Below are 22,487 nucleotides of genomic sequence, written 5' to 3' on the forward strand. Positions count from 1 at the left end.
GCGTACTCGTGCGGGTGTGCGAGCGCCCAGCCTCGGGCGGCCCGGCAGACCGCGCGCCACCGTCCCGGGTAGTCGTCCTAGGCGCAGCGGGCGTCGGCCTGCTCCACGGCCTCTCCGATGGCGTTGTAGGCGTCGATGATCAGCGCGGTCCGGAGGTCGCCGCGGCTCGGGCGCGGGCGTGGCTGGAGAGTCTGCCCCGCCGCCGGGTGCCCGCCGCGGCGACCACTGAGCAGGTGCGCGTCGCACTGGGCGAGACGCTGCCGGACGGCCCGGCCGACCCCGCCGAGGTGGTCGAGCTGCTCGCGGCCGCCGCCGAGCCGGGCCTGGTGGCCACGCCGTCGGGACGGTTCTACGGGTTCGTGATCGGCGGGACGCTGCCGGCCGCGCTGGCGGCGGACTGGCTGGTCAGTGCGTGGGACCAGAACGCCGCGCTGCGTGCCGCGAGCCCGGCCGGCGCCGCCGTCGACGAGATCGTCTCGGCGTGGCTGCTCGACCTGCTCGGGCTGCCGCCGGACTCCGCGGCCGGGTTCGTCACCGGCGGCACCATGGCCAACTTCGCCGGCCTCGCCGCCGGTCGCGACGCGGTGCTGGCCCGGGCCGGTTGGGACGTCGGCGACCGCGGGCTGACCGGCGCGCCTGCGGTGCGGGTGCTGGTCGGCGCGGACCGGCACGACTCCGTCGACGTCGCGCTGCGTTACCTCGGTCTCGGCGCGCCGGAGGTCGTGCCGGCGGACCGTCAGGGTCGCATCAGCTCCGACGCGCTCGATGCCGCGCTGGAGGGCGCGGCGGGCCGGCCGACGATCGTGTCCCTGCAGGCGGGCAACGTGCACTCCGGCGGCTTCGACCCGTTCCCCGAGTCGATCGCGGCGGCGAGGCGCGCCGGTGCCTGGGTACACGTCGACGGCGCCTTCGGGCTGTGGGCCGCGGCGTCGCCGCGCACTCGCGCCCTGGTGGCAGGCGCCGAGGCGGCCGACTCCTGGGCCACCGACGCGCACAAGACCCTCAACGTCCCCTACGACAGCGGCATCGTCGTCGTCGGTGACCCGGCGGCACTGCGGACGGCCATGAGCTACCACGGCGAGTACCTGATCACCGACGCCGCCCACCTCGAGCCCTACGAGCGGGTCCCGGAGACCTCCCGCCGCGCCCGCGCCGTGCCCGTGTGGGCCGCGCTGCGCTCGCTCGGCCGCTCCGGCATCGCCGACCTGGTCGACCGGCTGTGCCGCAACGCGACGGCGCTGGCCGACGGCGCCCGCGCACTCCCGGGCGTCGAGGTGCTCAACGACGTGGTGTTCACCCAGGTGTGCCTGGCGTTCGGCACCGACGAGCGGACCCGGGAGATCGGCCGGCGGCTGATGGCGGACGGGACGGTGTGGATGAGCGGCTCGCGGTGGCTGGACCGCGAGGTGCTGCGCATCTCGGTCAGCAACTGGTCCACCGACGACGACGATGTCGCGCGCAGCCTGGACGCGCTGGCCCGGGCGGTCGCGCGGTGAGCTCAGCGGTGGCCGGCCAGCCGCTCGCCGAGCTCGTCCATGGAGGCGACGAACCACAGCTGCCGGCCGGCGTTGGACTCGCGGACGTAGTCGCGCAGGGCGCCGCTGCGCTCCAGGTGCGCGGCGATGTCGCCGACGACGGCCAGCCGCAGCCGGTAGTTGACGACCTTCTGGGTGACGGCGCCGGCCACGCCGGTGCTCAGGTCGAAGAACTCCGGCGACAGCCGGTCGGCGGGCACGGCTACGAGCTCGGCACCCTGGTAGAAGCTGTCGCCGACGAGGTCCAGGGCGTCGGCCTCGGTGCGCAGCGGCGGACCGTCGGCCGGCAGGGTGAGCACGTTGACGCCGTGCAGCTGGACCACGCCCTCGATCGTCATGCGATCGATCGTAGAGATCACCATCCGGTGATCGACAGTGATTTACCGCCCCGTGGTGGCGTCCTGTCGATCACCGGGCCGGCGACGGCTCAGCGCACGCCGTACAGGTGCTCCAGAGCCAGTTGGTCCAGCTGCTCGAAGGCCATGCCGCGCTGTGCCGCCTCGTCCGGATCGAAGGAGTCGGCGCGCAGGGACTCGACGGTCTCGCCCTCGGCGGCGGTGGGCACGGCCAGCTGGTCCAGGCGAGCCGCGCGCAGCGCCTCCTGAACCTCCGGGTCCGCACGGAACGCCCGGGTCTTCTCGCGCAGGATCAGGTAGTTGCGCATGCAGCCGGCGGCCGACGCCCACACGCCGTCCATGTCCTCGGTGCGCGGCGGCTTGAAGTCGAAATGGCGTGGGCCGTCGTAGCCGCCGGACTCGATGATGTCGACGGTCCAGAACGCGCCGCGCGCGTTGCCGGCGCCGAACCGCAGATCCTGGTCGAAGCGGGGGCCGTGCTGGCCGTTGAGGTCGATGTGGAAGAGCTTGCCGTGCCACAGCGCCTGGGCCAGCCCGTGGGCGTAGTTCATGCTGGCCATCTCCTCGTGCCCGACCTCGGGGTTGAGGCCGACCAACTCGGGGTGCTCCAGCTCGTTGATGAAGGCCAGTGCGTGCCCGATGGTGGGCAGCAGGATGTCGCCGCGCGGCTCGTTGGGCTTGGGTTCCAGCGCGACCCGGATGTCGTAGCCGCGCTCCAGGATGTAGGCGCCGAGCAGGTCGAACGCCTCCTTGTAGCGGTCGAGGGCGGCCCGGATGTCCTTGGCGGCGCCGGACTCCGCGCCCTCGCGGCCGCCCCAGGCCACGAACAGCTTGGCGCCCAGCTCGGCGCCGAGGTCGAGCTGGTCGGCGGCCTTGCGGATGGCGAAGCGGCGCACGTCGCGGTCGTTGTTGGTGAACCCGCCGTCGCGGAAGACCGGGTGCGAGAAGAGGTTGGTGGTGACCATCGGGACCTGCAGGCCGGTCTCCTCCAGCGCGGTCCGGAACGACTTGAGCCGGGCGTCGCGCTCGCTGGCCGAGGCGCCGAACGGCACGACGTCGTTGTCGTGGAACGTGATGCCGTAGGCGCCCAGCTCGGAGAGCTTGTGCACGGCCGCGGCCGGGTCGAGCGGCGGGCGCACCGCGCCGCCGAAGACGTCCACCCCTTCCCAGCCGACGGTCCACAGTCCGAAGGAGAACCTGTCCTCCCGGGTGGGGGTGTAGTCGCTCATGCTGCCAGCCTCCTGTGCGCCGTTGATCTATGGAGCGGCCGAAACCTTTCGACAGTGTTTCGCCACCCTACGGGTGCCGGGCACACGCCCGCAAGGGCCACTGGCGGCCGATTCCGATCGGCTTTTGCGATCGTTGACAGGGACGCGCGGTCGTCATTACGGTGGCGGCTTCCGAAACTTTCGGCGGCGAGAGGTGACCAGTGGCGATCAGCGACGGAGTGCGCAGGAGCCAGGCGTGGTTCGGTGCCGCCGGGCGGTCCGGCATGATCTACCGGTCCTGGCTGCGCAACCAGGGCCACGGCCCGGAGGTCTTCGACGGCCGGCCGGTCATCGGCATCGCCTCCACCTGGTCCGAGCTCGCGCCCTGCAACGCGCACCTGAATCGGGTGGCGGAGTCGGTGAAGCGGGGTGTCTGGCAGGCCGGGGGCTTTCCGCTGGAGTTCCCGGTGATGTCTGCCGGCGAGACGCTGATGCGCCCGACCGCGATGCTCTACCGCAACCTGCTGGCGATGCAGGCCGAGGAGCTGATCCGGGCCAACCCACTGGACGGCGTCGTGCTGTTGTCCGGGTGCGACAAGACCACGCCCGGGCTGCTCATGGGCGCGGCCAGCGTAGATCTCCCCGCGATCATGGTCACCGGCGGGCCGATGCTCAACGGCAAGTTCCGCGGCGAGGACGTCGGCTCCGGCACCCACGTGTGGAAGTTCGAGGAGGACCTCAAGGCCGGCCGGATGACCCAGGACGAGTGCTTCGTCGCCGAGGGGTGCATGGCCCGGTCCAACGGCCACTGCATGACCATGGGCACCGCCTCCACGATGGCCTGCATGGCCGAGGCCCTGGGCATGCAGCTGCCCGGCTCCGCGACCTGGCCGGCCGTCGACGCCCGCCGCTTCGAGGTGGCGCAGGAGGCCGGACGGCGCATCGTCGCCATGGTCGAGGAGGACCTGCGGCCAAGCGCCGTCATGACCAGGTCGGCGTTCGCAAACGCGATCCGGGCCAACGCCGCGATCGGCGGCTCGACCAACGCGATCATCCACCTGACCGCCATCGCCGGCCGGCTCGGCGTCGACCTCGATCTCGACGACTTCGACGGGCTGGCCAGGCCGGTTCCCACCATCGTCGACCTGATGCCGTCGGGACGGTTCCTGATGGAGGACTTCTGCTACGCCGGCGGCCTGCCGGTGGTGCTGCGCGAGCTGGCCGATGCCGGGTTGATCGACGGCGACGCGCTCACCGTCACCGGCCGGTCCATCGGTGCGAACGTGGCGAGCGCCGAGTGCTGGAACCGCGAGGTCATCCGGTCGCTCGCGGAACCGCTGCAGGCGCCCGGGTCGGGCACCGCGGTGCTGCGCGGCAACCTGTGCCCGGGCGGCGCGGTGATCAAGCAGTCGGCCGCCTCACCGTCGCTGCTCACGCACACCGGCCGGGCCGTAGTCTTCGACTCGCCCGAGGACTACCACGCCGTCTGCGACGACCCCGACCTCGACATCGCCGCCGCCGACGTCATCGTCATCCGCGGTGCCGGCCCGCGCGGCTACCCGGGCATGCCCGAGGTCGCCAACGTGCCCATCCCGACCAAGCTGCTGCGCGCCGGCGTCACCGACATGGTGCGCATCTGCGACGGCCGCATGAGCGGCACCGGCTACGGCACCGTCGTGCTGCACGTGTCACCGGAGGCGGCGGTCGGCGGCCCGCTGGCACTCGTCCGGACCGGCGACTCCGTCACGCTCGACGTGCCGGCCCGCACGCTCACCGTCGACCTCCCCGACGATGAGCTGGAACGCCGCCGCGCCGGATGGAAGCCGCCGAACCCGGCGCACGCCTCCGGCTACGGCTGGCTGTACACCCAACACGTGCTTCAGGCCGACCGAGGCGCCGACTTCGACTTCCTGGTCGGGTCCCGGGGTGCGGCGGTACCGCGCGAGTCACACTGAAGCCCCTTCGACAGCCCTCGACGGACGGAGTCACCGTGCTGCTGGTCAGGTTCGCCACCCCCGACACCGCGACGGCACGCATCGGCGTGCTTGACGACGGCAGCGTCACCGAGCTCGACGGTGTCGGCTCGCTCGCGCAGCTGTGGCGGCTGCCGCTGGCCGATCTGCGGGCGAAGCTCGAGGAACCGAGCGGACCGGCCGTCCATCTCCGCCAGGTCACGCTACTTCCGCCGGTCGACGGCGGCACCGAGGTCTGGGCGTGCGGCGTCACCTACAAGGTGTCCGAGGAGGCCCGCATCGAGGAGAGCGAACGGGCCGCGTCGGTCTACGAGCAGGTCTATGACGCCGAGCGACCGGAGCTGTTCTTCAAGTCCGTGGCCTGGCGGGTGGTCGGCGACGGCGAGCCTGTCGCCGTCCGCGCGGACTCCCGCATCGACGTCCCCGAGCCCGAGGTGGCCGTCGTCGTCAACGTGCACGGCGAGATCGTCGGCTACACCGTCTGCAACGACGTGTCGTCGCGGACCATCGAGGGCGAGAACCCGCTCTACCTGCCGCAGGCCAAGGCCTACCTCGGCGCCTGCGCCGTCGGCCCGGGCGTCCGGCCGGCCTGGGAGATAACCGACCCCTACGCACTGACGGTGTCGATGAGCATCAGCCGCGGCGGCGCGACCGACTGGTCCGGCACCGCCGGCACCGACCAGCTGCGCCGCCGGTTCGACGAGCTGGTGTCGTTCCTGATGCGTGCCGACGCCCATCCCGACGGCGCGGTGCTCTCGACCGGCACCTGCCTGGTTCCGGCCGCGCCGTGGACGCTGACCACCGGCGACGTCGTGCGCATCGAGGTCAGCGACGTCGGCGTGCTGACCAACCCCGTCGTCGAGGGCCTGGACGCGATGTCCTGGCTGGTCGACGGGCGCGACGACGTCAGGCGCCGGTCGACGGGCGTGCTGCCGACGTGACCACCAGGGTGACGATCGCCGACATCGCGCGGGAGGCCGGGGTGTCGGAGGCCACGGTCAGCAAGGTCCTCAACGGCCGCGACGAGGTGGCGCCGGCCACCAGGTCCCGGGTGCAGGGCCTGCTAGACGCGCGCGGCTACGAGCGACGCGGCGGCCGCGTCGAACGCCCGGCCGGCCTGGTCGACCTGGTCACGTCCGAGCTCAACACGCCCTGGGCGATGGAGGTGCTGCGCGGTGCGGAGCAGGAGGCCCGCCGCGCCGGCGCCGCTGTCGTCGTCACCGCCACCGAGGGCCGCGACGACGACAGCTGGCTCGAACGCGTGACCGCGCGCCGCTCAGACGGCGTCCTGCTGGTGCTCTCACCACTCGCGCCGGCCGCGGCCCGCCGGCTGACCGCGGCCGGCATCCCGTTCGTGCTGGTGGACCCGGTCGGCGGGTTCGACGCGTCGGTGCCCACCGTCGGTGTCACCAACTGGGCCGGCGGGCTGGCCGCCACCGAGCACCTGCTCGGGCTCGGACACCGCCGCATCGGCGTCATCACCGGGCCGCCCGACCTCGTCTGCAGCCAGCAGCGCCTCGACGGCTACCGCGCCGCGCTGGGTCGTTCGGCCATCGCCGTCGACGACGCGCTGATCCGCTACGGCGACTTCCGCGCCGACGGCGGCGGGCGCGAGCTGGCCGCCCTGCTCGCCCTGCCCGACCCGCCGACGGCCGTGTTCGCCGGCTCGGATCTGCAGGCCACCGGCGTGTACGCGCTGGCACACCGGCGCGGGCTGCGCATCCCCGACCAGCTGAGCGTCGTCGGCTTCGACGACGTCGCCCTGTGCGAGTGGGTCTCGCCGACCCTGACCACGGTCCGCCAGCCCCTGCTCGAGATGGCCCGCATCGCGATCCGGACCGTGCTCGACCCGCCCGGCACCGACCAGCCGCTGCGGATCGAGCTGGCCACCACCCTGGTGACCAGGGAGAGCACGGCACCGCCAGCCCGTTGATCTCTCCCGCACGCCGTCTCGAAAAAAACTTCGCGACCGATGTCGAGAACCCGTTCGCGGCGCCGACGTACCCGGTGAGAGGCCGCCCACCGGGGCGTCCGCGAGAGGGAGACCACGATGACCATCACCATCCAGCATCGGCCGGCCACCGCAGTCGACTCCTTGCGCGGCGCAATCGGCGGTGCGGTCCACCAGCCCGGCGATCCCGGCTACGACGAGCACCGCCGCCCGCTCGCGCCGACGCTGGACCCGCGGCCGGCCGTGGTGGTCGAGGCGCGGACGACGGCGGACGTCCAGGCCGCCGTGCGGGCGGCCCGCGAGCACGACCTGCCGTTCTCGGTCCAGGCGACCGGCCACGGCACCTATGTCCCCAACGACGGCGGGCTGCTGCTGAAGACCACCGCGATGTCGACCGTGCGAGTCGACCCGAACCTGCGGATCGCGAAGGTCCAGCCCGGCGCCGTCTGGGGTGACGTGCTCGCCGCCGCCGCACCGTATGGACTGGCCCCGCTGTCCGGTTCGTCCGCCACCGTCGGTGTCACCGGCTACACGCTGGGCGGCGGCATGGGCTGGCTGGCCCGCCGGTACGGCTTCGCCGCCGACAGCGTGCTGAGCGCCGAGGTGGTCAGCGCCGAGGGCCGCCGGATCATCGCCGACTCGCACTACAACACCGACCTGTTCTGGGCGCTGCGCGGCGGCGGCGGCAACTTCGGCGTCGTCACGTCGCTCACGTTCCGTCTCTACCCGGTGGCGCAGGTGTACGGCGGCATCTCGTGGTTCCCCGCCGACCGGGCCGGGGCCGTGCTGCGCGCCTACCGCGACTGGGCCGGCACCGCGCCGGACGAGCTGAGCACCGCCGTCATGCTGGGCCGCATCCCGGACGCCCAGAACGTCCCGGAGCCGCTGCGAGGCTGGCGCGCGGTCGGCATCAAGGCGATGTACACCGGCGGTGCCGACGAGGCCGAGCGGCTGCTGCGCCCGCTGCGGGACGCCGCCGGCCTGGCACTCGTCGACGGCTACCGAACCATGGCCTACGCCGACGCGGCCATGGGCGGCACCCCGGCCCGCTTCTTCGACTTCTTCCCGGAAATCGGCGACGAGGTGGTGGATACCCTGGTCAACGCCCCCGAACGCCAAGACGGGCTCGGCCCGACGGTGGAGATTCGGCACTGGGCCGGCGCCACCGGTCGTCCCGGCCCCGGAGCCGGTCCGGTCAGTCACCGCGGCGTGCCGTTCAGCGTGATCGTCGATCAGCCCGAGCCGGCCGTCGTGGATCGCCTGCGCCCGCACGGCATCGGCGGGGCGTTCCGCAACTTCCTGGCCGACCCGACCCGGACGGAGACTGCCTACACGGCCGCGGACTGGGCCCGGCTGCGCGAGGTGAAGCGCGCCTACGACCCCCACAACGTGTTCCGCCTCGGCCACGACATCCCGCCGGCGGCGTGACCCCTGACCGGGGTGACCCCGAGACCGCGCCCGCAATGATCACGTTCAGCACGAAATCTCGTGCCGCACCATGCTTGTAGGCCTCGTGATGCGCGCAAACGCCTGGTGGTGTCAGCGATCGTTGATGATCAAGAAACGCCGGGGCGACGGCGCGTCCGGGAACGGCGACGGCGAAGGCGAAGGGCAGCGTGTCGGATGATCACAGCCCGGCGACGGCGCGGACCCGGTCGAGGCGGTCGCGCCACCAGGCGACGCGAGCGGGATCGCGCTGGCGGAACTCCTCCAGGCGGTCCGGGTCCGGCACCGGAGCGGACGCCGTCGCCGGGACCGGCAGGTGACCATCGACCGGCAGCAGCGACGAACCGTCCGCGACGACGTCGCCGTCGAGCAGCGACACCGTCGCCAGCCCGCAGGCGAAGTCCAGCCGCGGCAGCGCACCGGCCAGCGCGAGCTGGGCGGCCAGGCCGACGCTCGTCTCCAGCGCCGACGAGACGACGCACGGCAGCCCCGCAGCGGCTGCGACCTCCAAGGACCGCCGCACCCCGCCCAGCGGTGCGCACTTGACGACGGCGATGTCGGCGGCGCCGGCGACGGCGACCCGCAGCGGGTCGTCGGCACGGCGGATCGACTCGTCGGCGGCGATGCGCACGTCCACCTTCCGGCGGACCGCGGCCAGCTCCTCCAGCGTCGGGCACGGCTGCTCGGCGTACTCCAGACCACCGGCCGCCCGGTCGAGCTCGCGCAGGTTCGCGACCGCGGTGTCGACGTCCCACGCGGCGTTGGCGTCGACGCGGACCGCGCCGGCCGGGCCGAGGGCGGCGCGCACCGCCTCGACCCGGGCCAGGTCCTCCAACAGCGATCCGGGATGGTCGGCCACCTTGACCTTCGCCGTCGTGCATCCGGAGCCCGCGACGATCCGATGCGCGTGCTCCGGCCCGACGGCGGGCACGGTGCAGTTGACGGGGACGCGCTCGCGCACCGGCGCCGGCCAGCCGACGGTGCACTGCTCGATCGCCGTCGCCAGCCAGCCGGTCGCCGCCGGGTCGTCGTAGTCGTCGAAGGGGCAGAAGTCGCCCCAGCCGGCCGGTCCCTCGATCAGCATGCCCTCGCGGACCGTGATGCCGCGGAATCTGGTCCGCATCGGGATCGCGTAGACCTTCGCGTCGTCGTAGGCGGGCTCGTCGCGCACGGGTCAGTCGACCGAGCCTGCGGGAACCACCCACTCGGTGGGTTGGCCGGTGACGCCCGCGATCAGGTCGTAGTCGGCGTCGTAGTGGACGACGACAGCGTCGTGAACCTGCGCGCACGCCGCGACGACGAGGTTGGTAAGCGAGATGCCGCGATGCAGGCGGACGGCGGCCATGCCTCGCTGCGTGTCCAGAGCACGGGCCAGCACCTCAGGTGTGATCGAAAGCTCGCTGTAAGCGTTGATCAGAGCTGACCGGCGTGCTTCGTAGTCGCTGGGCGATGTGGAGCTCCGAAGCACCTCCAGGTCGGTGACGGCGCATCGATAGAGCGGTCGCCCGACGCCGAGATCGTCGACACGTTCGAGGACGGACGGCGCCGAAAGTCGGTGAATCACGGAGGTGTCGAACAGGTATCCGCTCAGCGCCACGCGCTCTCCGCGTCGTCGTCCAGTTCGGCCGGCGTCTTTCCGGCCGCCGCGATGAGCTCGCCGAGCCGGCGTCGTGCTTGTTTGGCAGTGGTTGACCGGAGCGCGGCCTCCACCGTGTCGCGCTTGGTCTTCGTGCCCAGGACCTGAGCGGCCTGGGCCAGCAGGTCTTCGTCGATGTCGATCTGCGTCTTCGCCATGACCGCCCTTCAAAAGGTATCGCTACGAGTGTATCTCGCAGTGTGTATCACCACCCAGATACCTACGGAATGGAGAAGTTTACCGCCACCTCGACGGGAAATCGTGACTCTGGAGGCCGGACGTGGAAGGTGCACCATGCGATGAACTGGTTGTCCGCGGAGGGGTATTGGCTGAGCCGGCTGGTCTTCCAGCGGGCCCTGGGCGCCGTCTACCTCGTGGCCTTCCTCAGCGCGGCGAACCAGTTCCGAGCGCTGATCGGCGAGCGCGGGCTGCTCCCGGCGCCGCGATACCTGCACCGGACCTCGTTCCGGCGCGCACCGAGCCTGTTCCACCTGCACTACTCCGATCGGTTCTACGCTGCCGTCGCGTGGACCGGCGTCGTGGTGTCAGCTGCGCTGGTGCTGGGTCTCGGCGACGGGCTGCCGCTCGCAGCGCACCTGGCGGTGTGGGCGTTGCTGTGGGCGCTGTACCTCTCGATCGTGCACGTCGGGCAGGTCTGGTACGGCTTCGGCTGGGAGTCGCTGCTGTGCGAGGTGGGCTTCCTGGCGATCTTCCTCGGCCCGTCCGACGTCGCGCCGCCGCTGCTCGTCCTGGTGGCGCTGTGGTGGGTGCTGTTCCGGCTGGAGTTCGGCGCGGGCCTGATCAAGCTGCGCGGCGACCGATGCTGGCGCGACCTGACCTGCCTCTACTACCACCACGAGACCCAGCCGATGCCGAACCCGCTCAGCTCGTACTTCCACCACCTGCCGCGCTGGGCGCACAGGGCTGAGGCGGCCGCCAACCACGTCACCCAGCTCGTGGTGCCATTCCTGCTGTTTCTGCCACAGCCTATGCGTGGCGCGGCGGCGGTCGTCATCATCGTCACGCAGGGCTGGCTCGTCCTCAGCGGCAACTTCGCCTGGCTCAACGCGATCACGATGGTGATCGCGACGACGGCGGTCGGCGACGGGCTGTGGGGGGTCGTGCTGCCGGTGGCGCCGCCGGACCAGCTGTCTCAGCCGGCGTGGTTCCAGGTGGTCGCGGTCCTGCTCGCGGTGGTGGTGGTCGCGCTGAGCTACTGGCCGGTGCGCAACCTGCTGTCGCGCCAGCAGCTCATGAACTACAGCTTCAACCCGCTGAACCTGGTCAACTCCTACGGCGCGTTCGGCAGCGTCACGCGCATCCGGCACGAGATCGTCCTCGAGGGCACCACCGACCCGGCGCCCGGGCCGGACACCGAATGGCGCGAGTACGAGTTCAAGGGCAAACCAGGCGACGTGCGCCGGCGCCCGCCGCAGCTGGCGCCGTACCACCTCCGGCTGGACTGGCTCATGTGGTTCGCCGCGCTGTCGCCGAGCTACGGCCAGCCGTGGTTCCCGGTCCTCATGAACCGGCTGCTGGAGAACGACCCGGCAGTGCTGAAGCTGCTGCGCTCGAACCCCTTCCCGGACGCGCCGCCGGCACATGTACGGGCGCTGCTGTACCGCTACCGGTTCACCGACCGCCGTGAGCGGCGCGCCTCCGGAGCCTGGTGGCACCGCACGCTGGTCGGAGAGTACCCCTGGTGACCGATGCGGACCATGACGTACTCGAAATCTCGAGCGAAGTACGCCGAGACGCTGAACTCGGTCGTCGACGACCGGGAAGAGGTGGTCATCACACGGGCGGGCCACGACCCCGTGGTCATCGTCGCCCTGGACGACTGCCAGTCGCTGAAGGAAACCGCCTACCTGCTCAAGAGTCCAGAGAACTCCCGGCGCCTGCTGGCTTCGATCGGTCGACTGGAGAGCGACGGCGGAGTCGAGCGGGCTATCCGCGTCGCGGCGTGCCGCTACCACTACGGGACCTGACTCCGGGCGACAGTGAACGTGCGGGTGCCCCGGACCTCGATCGTCCGGGGCACCGGTGCGTGGTGAAGGGTCAGCCGGCCTGGGTGTACTCGTCTCGCGCCGCCTCGAGCAGGCCGCGCCACGAGTGGACCTCGGGCCGCCGGCGCAGCAGTGCACGGCGCTCGCGCTCGGTCATGCCGCCCCAGATGCCGAACTCGGTCCGGTTGTCCAGAGCGTCCGCAAGGCATTCGGTGCGGACCGGGCAGCCCAGGCACACCGCCTTCGCGCGGTTCTGCGCCGCCCCCTGGACGAACAGCTCGTCCGGCTCGCTGCTTCGACACGCGGCCAAGCTGGTCCAGTCATCGATCCACGTCATCCGGCTGTCACCCCCGTCAACTTGGTGAACACACCAAAACCCTCTCTAGTTCACCCCGATGACGTGACGCTATGCAAACACCCGGGTCATGACCAGACCCTAATTGAACGAAACTAATATCAACCGGTCGGACGATGGCGAAGTGACGCCTGCATCTGGTACAAGTATGCGGCCCAGCTCCGTCGGTTACGGACAGTTTGCCACGACCACGTAAGCTGCCTCCCATGGCGATACGTCCCTCCGCCGTCGTAGCCACGGTCCGCCGAATTCTCCTGGTGGCTGGCGTCGCCGCACTCTGCGGCGTCCTGCTGGCCGGACTCGCCCTCCCGGTGGTCGCCGGGCTGGGCCTGACCGCTCGCGAAGGAGCGGACACGTTCGCCGAGATGCCCGCCGACCTCGAGCCCGGGCCGATGGCCCAGCGCTCCACCATGGTCGACGCCGACGGTCAGCCGCTGGCCACGTTCTACGACGAGAACCGCGTCTACGTGCCGCTGGACCAGATCGCGCCGGTCATGCAGGACGCCATCCTCGCCATCGAGGACGATCGCTTCTACGAGCGCGGTCCCATCGACATCCAGGGCACGCTGCGCGCGTTCCTGCGCAACGTCGAGGCCGGCGAGACCCAGGGCGGTGGCTCCACCCTCACCCAGCAGTACGTCAAGCTGGTTCGGGTGTCGCAGGCCACGACGCCGGAGGAGGTGGCCGAGGTCCAGGCCAGCAGCGGCACCGAGGGCTACAAGCGCAAGCTCGAGGAGCTGCGCATGGCCGTCGAGATGGAGCAGGAGCTCAGCAAGGACGAGATCCTCGAGCGCTACCTCAACATCGCCTACTTCGGGTCCAGCGCCTACGGCATCGAGGCGGCCGCCCGAACCTACTTCAACACCACCGCCGCCGAACTCACGCTCCCTCAGGCCGCCATGCTCGCCGGTCTGGTGCAGCAGCCCATCCGCTACGACCCCACCAACGACCCCGAAGCTGCCCTCGGGCGCCGCAACGTGGTGCTGAACCGGATGGCAGCCACCGACCGGATCACCGAGGCCGAGGCCGCGGAGGCCCGCCAGCTCGACCTCGGCCTCAACCTGGCGCCCACGGCCAACGGCTGCGTCGGCGCGTGGGCCGGCTACTTCTGCGACTACGTCAAGGCCGAGATCGCGACGCTGGAGGAGCTGGGCGAGACGCCGGAGGAGCGCCTGACCATGCTCGAGACGGGTGGCCTGCGGGTCGAGACCACCCTCAGCCGGTCGGCACAGGAGGCGGCCCAGAACGCCGTCTCCGACGCGGTGGCACCCACCGACGAGCCGATCGGGTCGCTGGCGACCGTCCAGCCCAACAACGGCTACATCCGTGCGATGGCCAACTCCCGCACCTACGGCGTCGAGGGTGACGGTGTCAGCAGCATCAACTACGCCGTCGACGAGAACATGGGCGGCGGCAACGGCATCCAGTCCGGTTCGACGTTCAAGGCCTTCGTGCTCGCCGCCGCCATCAACCAGGGCATCGGGCTCAACCACGCGCTGAACGCGCCGCAGCAGATCAGACTGCCGGTGGACTCCTTCACCACCTGCGACGGACGCATCCGCAGCAGCGAGACCTGGTCGCCGCAGAACTCCACCGGCGCCGGCCGGTACACCCTGCTCACGGCCACCGAGGACTCCGTCAACACCTACTTCGCCCAGCTGGAGCGTGAGACGGGCCTGTGCGAGCCGGCCACCATCGCGCAGGGGGCCGGCGTCATGCGGGCCGACCTCGACCCGGACGGCAACGTCCAGCCGCTGCGGCAGGTGCCCTCCTTCGTGCTCGGCGCGAACGAGGTGTCGCCGCTGGCGATGGCCGGCGCCTACGCCATGTTCGCCAACCGGGGCGCGTTCTGCCCGCCCACCTCGATCGTGCGCATCACCGACGCGGCCGGGAATGTGCTGGTCGACCACACGCAGCCCACCTGCGAGCAGGTGCTCCCGCCCGAGGTCGCCGACGGCGTCAACGCGGTCCTGCAGAGCGTGGTCGACAACGGCACCGGCAGCCGTATGCAGCTCGAGGGCGGCCGCCCGGCCGCCGGCAAGACCGGTACGACGAACGACTCCATCGCGGTGTGGTTCGTCGGCTACACCCCGCAGCTGGCCACCGCGGTCGCCGTCGCCGACGTCGACGGCACCCAGGAGGACCTCGAGAGCCACAGCCTCCACGGCGATCGCATCAACGACGCCTGCGGTAGCTGCCTGGCCGGGCCCATCTGGAAGGACATGATGGACGCCGCCCTCGAAGGTGCGCCGGAGGATGGCTTCACCGCACCCGACCCGAGCACCATCCGCGGTGTCTCCGCGACGGTCCCGGACGTGCGCGGCATGGACGCCGACGCGGCTATCGCGGCACTGGGAGAAGCGGGTTTCAGCGCGTCCATCGCCGGTGAGGTGAACTCAGACTTATCCGCGGGTCTCGTGGTGCGCACCGATCCCGAGGCCGGCGCCGAGGTCGCGTCGGGCACCGGCGTCGGCCTGTACATCAGCAACGGGCAGCCGGAGGAGGACGATCCGACGGACGACTTCACCATCGCGCCGCCCACCATCGAGCCCACCTTCGGACCCGACGACGAAGACGAGGACGGCTGGCGCTAGCCGCGCGACATGCAGCAGCCGGGGGGCGCCGACGCGATGTCGGACGGGCTCAGGTCACGCGCGGCCAGGCGGCTCCAGTCCGTGGCTGACTGGTGCTACGTCGCCATGGCCCTACTCGGGGCCGCTGTGGTGTGGTCGATCGTGTTCGGGTTTCTCGCTGTTCTCCCGTTGAGCGATGAGTACGAGTCCTGTTTTGTCAGCCGCAACCAGCACGACGATTGGAACGGATCGGCTGAGTTCCTCGGGGCGCACGAGACTGTCGTGCCGTTCAGCGTCGTGTGTCGATGGGGCGACGGATATACGGAGCAGCTCGTTGCGGACTGGCTCAACCCGACGGTGGCGGTGATCGCCGGGCTGTTCGGCGCCGCGCTCGTGACGGCCCTGATCAGTTCCGCTGCCTCACGGCGGGCCGGCTGAGGCGCCGACGCTCAGCTGAGCAGGTCGCCGATCCGGCGCAGGCCGGTGAGGTCGTGCACGTCGCCGACCAGGGCCGGCACGTGGGTGACCGGCACCTCCGGGTGCGCCGAGGTGAAGCGTTCGCCGACGCGCTCGTCGCGGGCGGCCAGGCGGAGCCGCTCGGCGTGCAGGCGCAGCAAAGCCGCCGTCAGCTCGTCGGACCCGCCCGCCTCCAGGCGCTCCGCCCCGGCCACCGCCTGCTCCGCGCCGATGCCGCCCGGCTGCGACGGGTGCACGCGGTTGAGCACCAGCCCGGCCAGTGGCATCGCGTCGCGGGAGAGCCGGTCGACGAAGTACGAGGCCTCCCGCAGCGCGTCCGGCTCCGGCGCCGCGACCACGATGAAGGCGGTCTCCGGCCGCTTCAGCAGCGCGTAGGTCTGGTCGGCCCGCTCCCGGAAGCCGCCGAACATGGTGTCGAGTGCGTTGACGAACGTCGACACATCGCGCAGCAGCTCACCGCCGAGGATCTTGGTCAGCGCCGAGGTCACCACGCTGAACCCGGCGTGCAACAGCTTGAGGTAGGTGCGCCCACCGGCCCGCGCCGTCCCGCCGAGCAGCCGGATCAGCCGTCCGTCGAGGAACGAGCCGAGGCGCTCCGGCGCGTCGAGGAAGTCCAGCGCGGACCGGGACGGTGGGGTGTCGACGACGATGAGGTCCCAGTCCGACCGGGCGCGCAGCTGGCCGAGCTTCTCCATCGCCATGTACTCCTGCGTGCCGGCGAAGGACGACGAGAGCGCCTGGTAGAACGGGTTCGCCAGGATCTGTTTGGCCCGTTCCGGGGTGGTGTGGTCCTCGACCACCTCGTCGAAGGTCCGCTTCATGTCGAGCATCATCGCGTCGAGCTTGCCGCCGCCCGACGTGTCGACGCCGGCGACCGCGCGCGGGATGTTGTCCAGCTCCGAAAGGCCCATGGACTGCGCCAGCCGCCGCGCCGGGTCGATGGTGAGCACGACCGCCTCGCGACCCCGCTCGGCGGCCCGCAACGCGAGCGCCGCCGCCGTCGTCGTCTTACCGACCCCGCCGGCGCCGCAGCAGACCACGATGCGGATGCGACGGTCGTCGATGAGCCGGGCGGTGTCGAATTGAGGGGGCCGGTGCGCACGGGCTGCCGGATTCACACTGCTCCCTGCTCGGTCAACGTCTCGGCCAGCTCGTAGAGCGCAGTAGGGTCGATGCCGTCGGGTTGGCGTCGAAGCTCGTAGACCGGCCGGCCGAGGTCGTCGACGACGGAGCGCTGCTTTCGCTCCAGCGCCACCCGCTCGGCGTGGTCGGCGGCCTCCCGGGTCAGCAGGCCGACGACGTCGTCGGACGCGGGCAGCCCGGCCGAGCGTAGCCCGTCGGCGATAGTGTCGCTGTCGAGCCGGCCGCGTCGGGCGGCGGCCAGCTCCCGTGGCTTCAGGTGAGCCGGGCGGACCTGGTTGACGACGACGGCGCCGACCGGGATGTGTGCGGCGCGCAGGTCGGCGACGACGTCCGCGGTCTCCTGCACGGGCATGTCCTCCAGCAGGGTCACCAGGTGGACGGCGGTGCGCGGGCTGTGGATCAGTTCGGTGATGGAGGTGGCCTGCCGGTTGATCGGTCCGACCCGTGCCAGCGACGACACCGACGTGGTGACGTCGAGGAACCGGAGCACCCGGCCGGTGGGCGGTGCGTCCAGCACGATCGCGTCGTACACGAACCGGTCCCCGGTGCGCCGGCGAGTGGCCTCGTAGGCCTTGCCGGTCAGCAGCACGTCACGCAGGCCAGGCGCGATGGTCGTGGCGAAGTCGACGAAGCCCAGCTTGTCCAGCGCGCGCCCGGCCCTGCCGAGCCGGTAGAACATGTCGAGGTACTCGTGCATCGCCTCGCGAGCCTGGATGGCCAGGGCGTACACCTCGCCACCACCCGGTGCGGACGAGACGCGGTGCTCGTCGTAGCCCAGCGGCGGGACGTCGAAGAGCTGGGCGAGGCCCTGCCGCTCCTCGACCTCGGCGACGAGGACCCGGCGGCCGCCGGCGGCCAGCGCCATGGCCAGCGCACCGGCGACGGTGGTCTTGCCCGTGCCGCCCTTCCCGGTGACGACGTGCAACCGCACGCCTTCCCAGTCACCCACGCCCCAGAGCCTACGTGACCGCCGGTACGTGCTGCGCGAAGGAGTGCACGGACCGGCCGTGCAGGAGCCTCTGCAACGCGAACCCGGCCGACAATGCGATGTAGCCGCCGACGGCGTCGAGCACGTAGTGGTTCGCGGTGCCAGTGATGACGATGAGCGTCGCCAGCGGGTACATGACGCCCAGGACCCGCACCAGGCGGTGCCGGGCGAACATCACGATGGCGACACCGCACCACAGGGACCAGCCGGCGTGCATGGATGGCATGGCCGCGTACTGGTTGGTCAGGCTCTGCAGGTCGCCCGACGTGACCGAGCCCCAGGTCTCGTGGATGGCGACGGTGTCGTGGAACAGCCCGCCGGGCAGCAGCCGCGGCGGCGCCAACGGGTAGAAGAAGTACCCGAACAGCGCCAGCACGGTGGTGAAGGCGAGGACCGTGCGGGCGGCCCGGTACCGGCCCGGATGCTGCCAGAACAGCCACACCAGGACCGCGCCGGTGACCACGAAGTGCATGATCGCGTAGAAGTAGCTCATCGCGACCGCGAGCCACTCGACGGCGTGTACGGTGTGGTTGAGCCACAGCTCGAAGTCGATGTTGAGGCTCTGTTCGGCGCGCCAGATGTCGAGGCTGCTGGCGATGGCGCGGGGCCGGTTCGCCGGCACCGCGTTGCGGATCATCGAGTAGATCGCGTAGGCCGACGCCAGCAGGGCCAGCTCGGCGAAGAGAACGGGGCGCCGGGGCGTCCGGATGCGCCTCAGCGCCCGCTGCCAGACGGACGGGTTTGGCGGAGATGCCGGCGCTGGCGGTACCGGCGCCGGCTCCTCCACCACGGTCGGATGTGCCACCCCAAAATCCCCCAACTACCGGATCAGGTCGTCGTAAGGTCACGCCGGCGGAAGCCGAGCAGACCGAACACAACGAGGGCGACCGCTAGCACACCCATTATGACCAATGCTGTCGTTCCGAGTTCACCGCCCGGCAGTGTTGCGGCCGCATCGAACGGCGAGAGGTTCGTCACCCAGTCCGGGAACTGGAAGAACCCCCCGAGCATCCCGACGACCACGCCGTACGTGACGACGACCCACGCCGCGGGCAGTGCCCTTGGCGCCAGTCCGACGAGAGCGACGGCGACGGCCGCGACGAACCAGATGGCGACGGTGTGCGCCATGGCCGCGCCGAAGAACTGGCCGAGCACACTTGCGTCCTCGAGCGTCAACGCGGCGCTGATGCCCAGACCCAGGCCGCCGACCACGACGAGCAGCAGGCTGCCGCCGAGTGCGATGGCGACGTGGCTGACCGCGAACCGGACCTTGCCGACAGCGGTGGCGAGGACGGGCTCGGCGCGCCCGGCCGTCTCCTCGGTACGCAACCGGGTGACGGCGATGACGGCGTACGCCGCCGCCAGCAAGGCCATGAGCTGGATGATCAGCGCCATGAAGGCTTGGATGATGGTCTGGCCCGTGCCCTGCTCGAGCATGTCGGCGATCGAGGAGTTGTCGTTCACGAACTCCTCGATGGACGAAGCCAGACCCCCGTAGCCGAGCCCGAACACGAACAGGCCGACGGTCCAGCCGATCAGGTTGCCGCGCTGCAGCCGGATCGCCAGACCCAGCGGCGACGACAACCTCGCGCCGGCGCGCGCCGGCCCGGGTTTCGGCTGGACCAGGCCGGCGCCGACGTCACGACGGCTGGTCAGCGCGAACGCCACGGCGATCAGACCCACCGTCACCGCGGCGGCGATGAGCAGTGGCCACCAGCGGTCGTCGACGTAGACCTTGGTGCGCTGCGCCCACCCGATGGGCGACAGCCACGACAACGCCTCGGCGCCTACGTCGCCGATGGCCCGCAGCACGAAGGCGAGGCCGAGGACGGCGGCTGCCATGCCGGACGCGGCTCGTGCGTGCTCGGTGATCTGTGCCGTCAGCGCGGCGACGCCGGTGAAGACCAGCCCGACGGCGGCGGTCGCGGCACCGAACAGCAGCGAGCCGGACGCCGAGAGCTCGTCGAGCGCCGCCGGCATCAGTACGGCGAGCAGCAGCCCGATCACGATGTTGGCGCCGCCGACGACGATGATGGCCGCCGTGGTGCCCGCGTGCCGGCCGAGCACCCCGGCCCGCAGCAGCTCGGTGCGGCCGGTCTCCTCCTCGGTGCGGGTGTGCCGGATCATGAGCAGGATGCTCATCAGCGCCACGGCGATGGCGAGGAAGCTGAGCAGCTCGTTGGCGGTCATGGCGCCGTACGTGTAGTCGTCCTTGCCGTACGCCGGCCCGGTGAGCGCGATCGTGGCCGGGTTGTCCAGCAGGTCCGCCCGAGCCTGCCGGTCGGCGGCCGTCGGGTACGTCTCGGGGAACGTGGGCAGGCTGCCGACGACGCTGAGCACGATCGCGCCGATCCAGATCGGCAGCCGGACCCGGTCGCGGCGCAGGATGAAGCGGATCAGGGTGCCGGTGCCCGTCAAGGTGTTGCCGCGGGCGTGCGGCGCGGCGTGCTGGCGCGGGCGAGGTGCTGCGGTCGTGACGCTCACGTCGACGCTCCCGCTTCCGCCGCGGCCTGCTCGGCGGCGAGCTCGTCGCCATAGTGCCGCATGAACAGCTCCTCCAGGGTCGGCGGTTGGCTGGTGAGGGTTTGGATGCCGAACTCGGCGAGGTGCCGCAGCGCGCCATCCAGTTTCTCGGTGTCGACGTCGAAGTTCACCCGGTGGTCCTCGACCACGAGGTCGTGCACGCCAGGCAACGTGTCCAGGCCGGTGGCCGGGCGAAAGGTCTCGGCGAGGATCGACGTGCGCGTGAGGTGCCGCAGCTCGGCGAGCGTGCCGCTCTCGACGATCTTGCCGGCCCGGATGATGCTCACCTTGTCGCAGAGCTTCTCGACCTCGGCGAGGATGTGGCTGGACAGCAGGACGGTCTTGCCGTCGTCCTTCCACTCGTCGATGCACTCGGTGAACACCGCCTCCATCAGCGGGTCCAGGCCAGCGGTGGGCTCGTCCAGGATCAGCAGCTCGACGTCGGACGCGAGCGCTGCCACGAGCGCGACCTTCTGCCGGTTGCCCTTGGAGTAGGTGCGGCCCTTCTTGGTCGGGTCGAGGTCGAACCGCTCCAACAGCGTCTTGCGGCGCTTTTCGTCCAGGCCGCCGCGCAGCCGGCCGAGCAGGTCGATGGCCTCGCCACCGGAGAGGTTGGGCCAGAGGTTGACGTCGCCGGGGACGTAGGCGAGCCGCCGGTGCAGGGCGACCGCGTCGTTCCAGGGATCGCCGCCGAGCATCTGCGCGGTGCCGGAGTCGGCCCGCAGCAGTCCGAGCAGGACTCGGATGGTCGTCGACTTGCCGGCGCCGTTGGGGCCGAGGAAACCGTGGACTTCGCCGGTGGACACCTGAAGGTCCAACCCGTCCAGGGCGCGGACCTGACCGAAGGTCTTCACCACACCGGCGACGTCGATCGCTGTTGTCATGATCTCGACACTACACATTATTCACAGTTTTGTGAATCTCTTTAAGTCCGTTATGGTCGTGACGTGTGTGGAGGGGGTGAAGCATGACGGTGGCCATCGAACGCAGTGCCGTGCACGAGGACGAGGTGCTGCGGTTCGTGGAACGGCTGGCCATGTTGCTGACCGACTCCGGGCTGGCGCGGATGCCGGCGCGGGTGTTCGCCTACGTGCTCACCTCGGACGCCGAGACCCATACGGCGGTGGAGCTGGCGCGCGGCCTGCGGGTCAGCCCGGCGGCCATCTCGGGCGCGGTCCGGCTGCTGGTGGATCTCCACCTGCTGGTCAGGGACCGGGAGCCGGGAGACCGCGTTGACCACTACCGCCTCGAGGGCGACGACGTCTGGGCCACGCTGGTGGAGCGGCGGCTGCCCATCTTCGACCGTTACGACCAGGTGTTCGCCGAGGGTCAGAAGCTGCTGCCGACGGACCGCCGGGGTACCCGGCGCATCCGAGAGACTCAGGACTACTACCGGTTCTTCGCGGCCGAGCTGCGCAGCCTGCACGAGCGCTGGCTGAGTCGCCATGCCGAGCCGTCCCCGGCGGTCAAAAGCGCACCGCCACCGGCTGGGGCGGAGCCTCGCGAATGACCGGGCGGCGGCTGCCACGGGCCAGCAGCACGACGCCGGTCCCGGCGACGACGGCGGCGGCAACGGCCACCGCGACCGAGCCCGGGCCGCCCTCGAACCGCTCGCCCAGCAGGCCGATGCCGATGGCGGCGGCGGTGACGGGGTTGACGATGGTGGCCGTGGCCAAGGGTGCGCCGAGCCCGCCCCGATACGCGGTGCGGGCCACCGCCAGCCCGCCGCCGGCGAAGGCCACCACGACGACGCTGGCCGGGTTGAGCACGCCGGTCCAGCCGGTGTCGGCGACCCGGATGGTGACGGTCTGCGTCATGGCTGAGGACACGCCGAAGGTCACGCCGGCGGCCAAGGCGTAGAGCAGGCTGCGGCGCACCGGCCGCAGGTGCAGCCGGCGGGCGGTGACGACGGCGGTGACGACGAGGAGGACGACAGCACTGGTGAGGGCGCCGATCTGGGGAGACGTCAGCTCGCTGCGCGGCCGGGTGGGCGACGTGAAGAGCAGCAGGCCGGCCAGGCCCGCCATGCTCAGCGCCATGCCGGTCCACTCCCGCCGGCTCACCCGCCGCTCGACCAGGACCGCCGACAGGACGAGCGCGAACGCGAGGCTCAGCACTCCGAGCGGCTGGACGACCGTGAGCGGGCCGAAGTGCAGGGCACACACATGCAGTGAGGAGGCGGCGCCGGTGAGGCATACCGACGACCACAGGCGGTGCCGCGCGACCATGCCGAGGGCGGCGACGGCGTGCAGGACGGCTGCTCCGACGGCGAACGCCACGGCGAAGCCCACGCTGCTCACCGCCATCCCTCTCGGTA

At 71.3% G+C, this 22,487-nt stretch carries 22 protein-coding genes and 1 pseudogene; 10 read left to right on the forward strand and 13 right to left on the reverse strand.

All coding sequences use genetic code 11. The annotated features are described in order from the left end of the window. A pseudogene (locus tag E1269_RS34380) lies at positions 1–170 on the reverse strand (TetR-like C-terminal domain-containing protein); the annotation flags it as partial. 12 nt (positions 171–182) lie between these two features. Between E1269_RS34380 and E1269_RS25180 the strand changes: the two are divergent. Beyond that, complete coding sequence (locus E1269_RS25180; RefSeq protein ID WP_420810670.1) at positions 183–1,496, forward strand: pyridoxal phosphate-dependent decarboxylase family protein; 1,314 nt, start codon at positions 183–185, stop codon at positions 1,494–1,496. A gap of 2 nt (positions 1,497–1,498) precedes the next feature. Here the strand turns inward: E1269_RS25180 and E1269_RS25185 are convergent, their stop codons facing one another. Next, positions 1,499–1,873 (reverse strand): DUF4180 domain-containing protein, encoded by a 375-nt coding sequence (locus E1269_RS25185; RefSeq protein WP_131899757.1) that lies wholly within the window; start codon positions 1,871–1,873, stop codon positions 1,499–1,501. 89 nt (positions 1,874–1,962) lie between these two features. Beyond that, the gene (gene xylA / locus E1269_RS25190) at positions 1,963–3,120 is read right to left on the reverse strand and encodes a xylose isomerase (RefSeq protein WP_131899759.1); all 1,158 of its coding nucleotides are present in this window, start codon (positions 3,118–3,120) and stop codon (positions 1,963–1,965) included. A 206-nt stretch (positions 3,121–3,326) separates the two neighbouring features. Here xylA and E1269_RS25195 point away from each other — a divergent pair, with 206 nt between their 5' ends. The 4 genes from E1269_RS25195 (at position 3,327) to E1269_RS25210 (ending at position 8,451) form a co-directional block, all read left to right on the forward strand. Then, complete coding sequence (locus E1269_RS25195; protein ID WP_131899848.1) at positions 3,327–5,054, forward strand: IlvD/Edd family dehydratase; 1,728 nt, start codon at positions 3,327–3,329, stop codon at positions 5,052–5,054. Positions 5,055–5,089: 35 nt separating this feature from the next. Continuing rightward, positions 5,090–6,013, forward strand: a complete 924-nt coding sequence (locus E1269_RS25200) for a fumarylacetoacetate hydrolase family protein (protein ID WP_131899761.1) — start codon at positions 5,090–5,092, stop codon at positions 6,011–6,013. Beyond that, on the forward strand, positions 6,010–7,005 hold the full coding sequence (locus E1269_RS25205; RefSeq protein WP_131899763.1) for a LacI family DNA-binding transcriptional regulator: 996 nt from the start codon (positions 6,010–6,012) through the stop codon (positions 7,003–7,005). The genes E1269_RS25200 and E1269_RS25205 overlap by 4 nt, the downstream gene beginning before the upstream one ends. A gap of 117 nt (positions 7,006–7,122) precedes the next feature. Next, positions 7,123–8,451, forward strand: coding sequence for an FAD-binding oxidoreductase (locus E1269_RS25210; protein WP_131899765.1), 1,329 nt, complete (start codon positions 7,123–7,125; stop codon positions 8,449–8,451). A gap of 199 nt (positions 8,452–8,650) precedes the next feature. Here the strand turns inward: E1269_RS25210 and E1269_RS25215 are convergent, their stop codons facing one another. Genes E1269_RS25215 through E1269_RS25225 form a run of 3 tightly spaced genes read right to left on the reverse strand, consistent with a single transcriptional unit; the run spans position 8,651 to position 10,263 of the window. After that, positions 8,651–9,640: an o-succinylbenzoate synthase gene (locus tag E1269_RS25215; protein WP_131899767.1), complete on the reverse strand. Its 990-nt coding sequence runs from the start codon at positions 9,638–9,640 to the stop codon at positions 8,651–8,653. Positions 9,641–9,643: 3 nt separating this feature from the next. Beyond that, positions 9,644–10,066: a PIN domain-containing protein gene (locus E1269_RS25220; RefSeq protein WP_131899769.1), complete on the reverse strand. Its 423-nt coding sequence runs from the start codon at positions 10,064–10,066 to the stop codon at positions 9,644–9,646. Further along, positions 10,057–10,263, reverse strand: a complete 207-nt coding sequence (locus E1269_RS25225) for a type II toxin-antitoxin system VapB family antitoxin (RefSeq protein WP_131899771.1) — start codon at positions 10,261–10,263, stop codon at positions 10,057–10,059. Before E1269_RS25225 ends, E1269_RS25220 begins: the two co-directional genes overlap by 10 nt. 141 nt (positions 10,264–10,404) lie before the next feature. Between E1269_RS25225 and E1269_RS25230 the strand changes: the two genes are divergently transcribed. Beyond that, positions 10,405–11,811, forward strand: coding sequence for a lipase maturation factor family protein (locus E1269_RS25230; protein WP_131899773.1), 1,407 nt, complete (start codon positions 10,405–10,407; stop codon positions 11,809–11,811). Between the two features lie 3 nt (positions 11,812–11,814). After that, positions 11,815–12,093 (forward strand): type II toxin-antitoxin system Phd/YefM family antitoxin, encoded by a 279-nt coding sequence (locus E1269_RS25235; RefSeq protein WP_131899775.1) that lies wholly within the window; start codon positions 11,815–11,817, stop codon positions 12,091–12,093. Positions 12,094–12,163: 70 nt separating this feature from the next. Here E1269_RS25235 and E1269_RS25240 read toward each other — a convergent pair whose 3' ends face one another. Next, a complete protein-coding gene (locus E1269_RS25240; protein ID WP_131899777.1) occupies positions 12,164–12,448 on the reverse strand; it encodes a WhiB family transcriptional regulator in 285 nt (94 codons plus the stop codon). A 224-nt stretch (positions 12,449–12,672) separates the two neighbouring features. Between E1269_RS25240 and E1269_RS25245 the strand changes: the two genes are divergently transcribed. Beyond that, positions 12,673–15,060, forward strand: a complete 2,388-nt coding sequence (locus E1269_RS25245; protein WP_131899779.1) for a penicillin-binding protein — start codon at positions 12,673–12,675, stop codon at positions 15,058–15,060. 9 nt (positions 15,061–15,069) lie between these two features. Next, entirely contained in the window at positions 15,070–15,477 is a 408-nt protein-coding gene (locus tag E1269_RS25250; RefSeq protein ID WP_131899781.1) for a hypothetical protein, read from the forward strand. Between the two features lie 11 nt (positions 15,478–15,488). Here the strand turns inward: E1269_RS25250 and bagB are convergent, their stop codons facing one another. Genes bagB through E1269_RS25275 form a run of 5 tightly spaced genes read right to left on the reverse strand, consistent with a single transcriptional unit; the run spans position 15,489 to position 21,054 of the window. Beyond that, the gene (bagB, locus tag E1269_RS25255; protein WP_131899783.1) at positions 15,489–16,634 is read right to left on the reverse strand and encodes an ATPase BagB; all 1,146 of its coding nucleotides are present in this window, start codon (positions 16,632–16,634) and stop codon (positions 15,489–15,491) included. Then, positions 16,631–17,608, reverse strand: a complete 978-nt coding sequence (bagA, locus tag E1269_RS25260; RefSeq protein WP_131899785.1) for an ATPase BagA — start codon at positions 17,606–17,608, stop codon at positions 16,631–16,633. The genes bagB and bagA overlap by 4 nt, the downstream gene beginning before the upstream one ends. Before the next feature lie 10 nt (positions 17,609–17,618). Beyond that, positions 17,619–18,452 carry a phosphatase PAP2 family protein gene (locus tag E1269_RS25265; protein ID WP_131899787.1) on the reverse strand — a complete coding sequence of 278 codons (834 nt, stop codon included), beginning with the start codon at positions 18,450–18,452 and terminating at the stop codon, positions 17,619–17,621. A gap of 23 nt (positions 18,453–18,475) precedes the next feature. Then, positions 18,476–20,131, reverse strand: a complete 1,656-nt coding sequence (locus E1269_RS25270; protein ID WP_131899789.1) for an ABC transporter permease — start codon at positions 20,129–20,131, stop codon at positions 18,476–18,478. Further along, the gene (locus tag E1269_RS25275; RefSeq protein ID WP_131899791.1) at positions 20,128–21,054 is read right to left on the reverse strand and encodes an ABC transporter ATP-binding protein; all 927 of its coding nucleotides are present in this window, start codon (positions 21,052–21,054) and stop codon (positions 20,128–20,130) included. The genes E1269_RS25270 and E1269_RS25275 overlap by 4 nt, the downstream gene beginning before the upstream one ends. 83 nt (positions 21,055–21,137) lie before the next feature. Between E1269_RS25275 and E1269_RS25280 the strand changes: the two genes are divergently transcribed. Continuing rightward, positions 21,138–21,680: a GbsR/MarR family transcriptional regulator gene (locus tag E1269_RS25280; protein ID WP_203434056.1), complete on the forward strand. Its 543-nt coding sequence runs from the start codon at positions 21,138–21,140 to the stop codon at positions 21,678–21,680. Here E1269_RS25280 and E1269_RS25285 read toward each other — a convergent pair. Beyond that, entirely contained in the window at positions 21,637–22,470 is an 834-nt protein-coding gene (locus tag E1269_RS25285) for a DMT family transporter (RefSeq protein ID WP_162606623.1), read from the reverse strand. The genes E1269_RS25280 and E1269_RS25285 overlap by 44 nt on opposite strands. Between the last annotated feature and the right edge of the window lie 17 nt (positions 22,471–22,487).

Source organism: Jiangella asiatica, from assembly GCF_004349065.1.
Classification (GTDB): Bacteria; Actinomycetota; Actinomycetes; order Jiangellales; family Jiangellaceae; genus Jiangella; species Jiangella asiatica.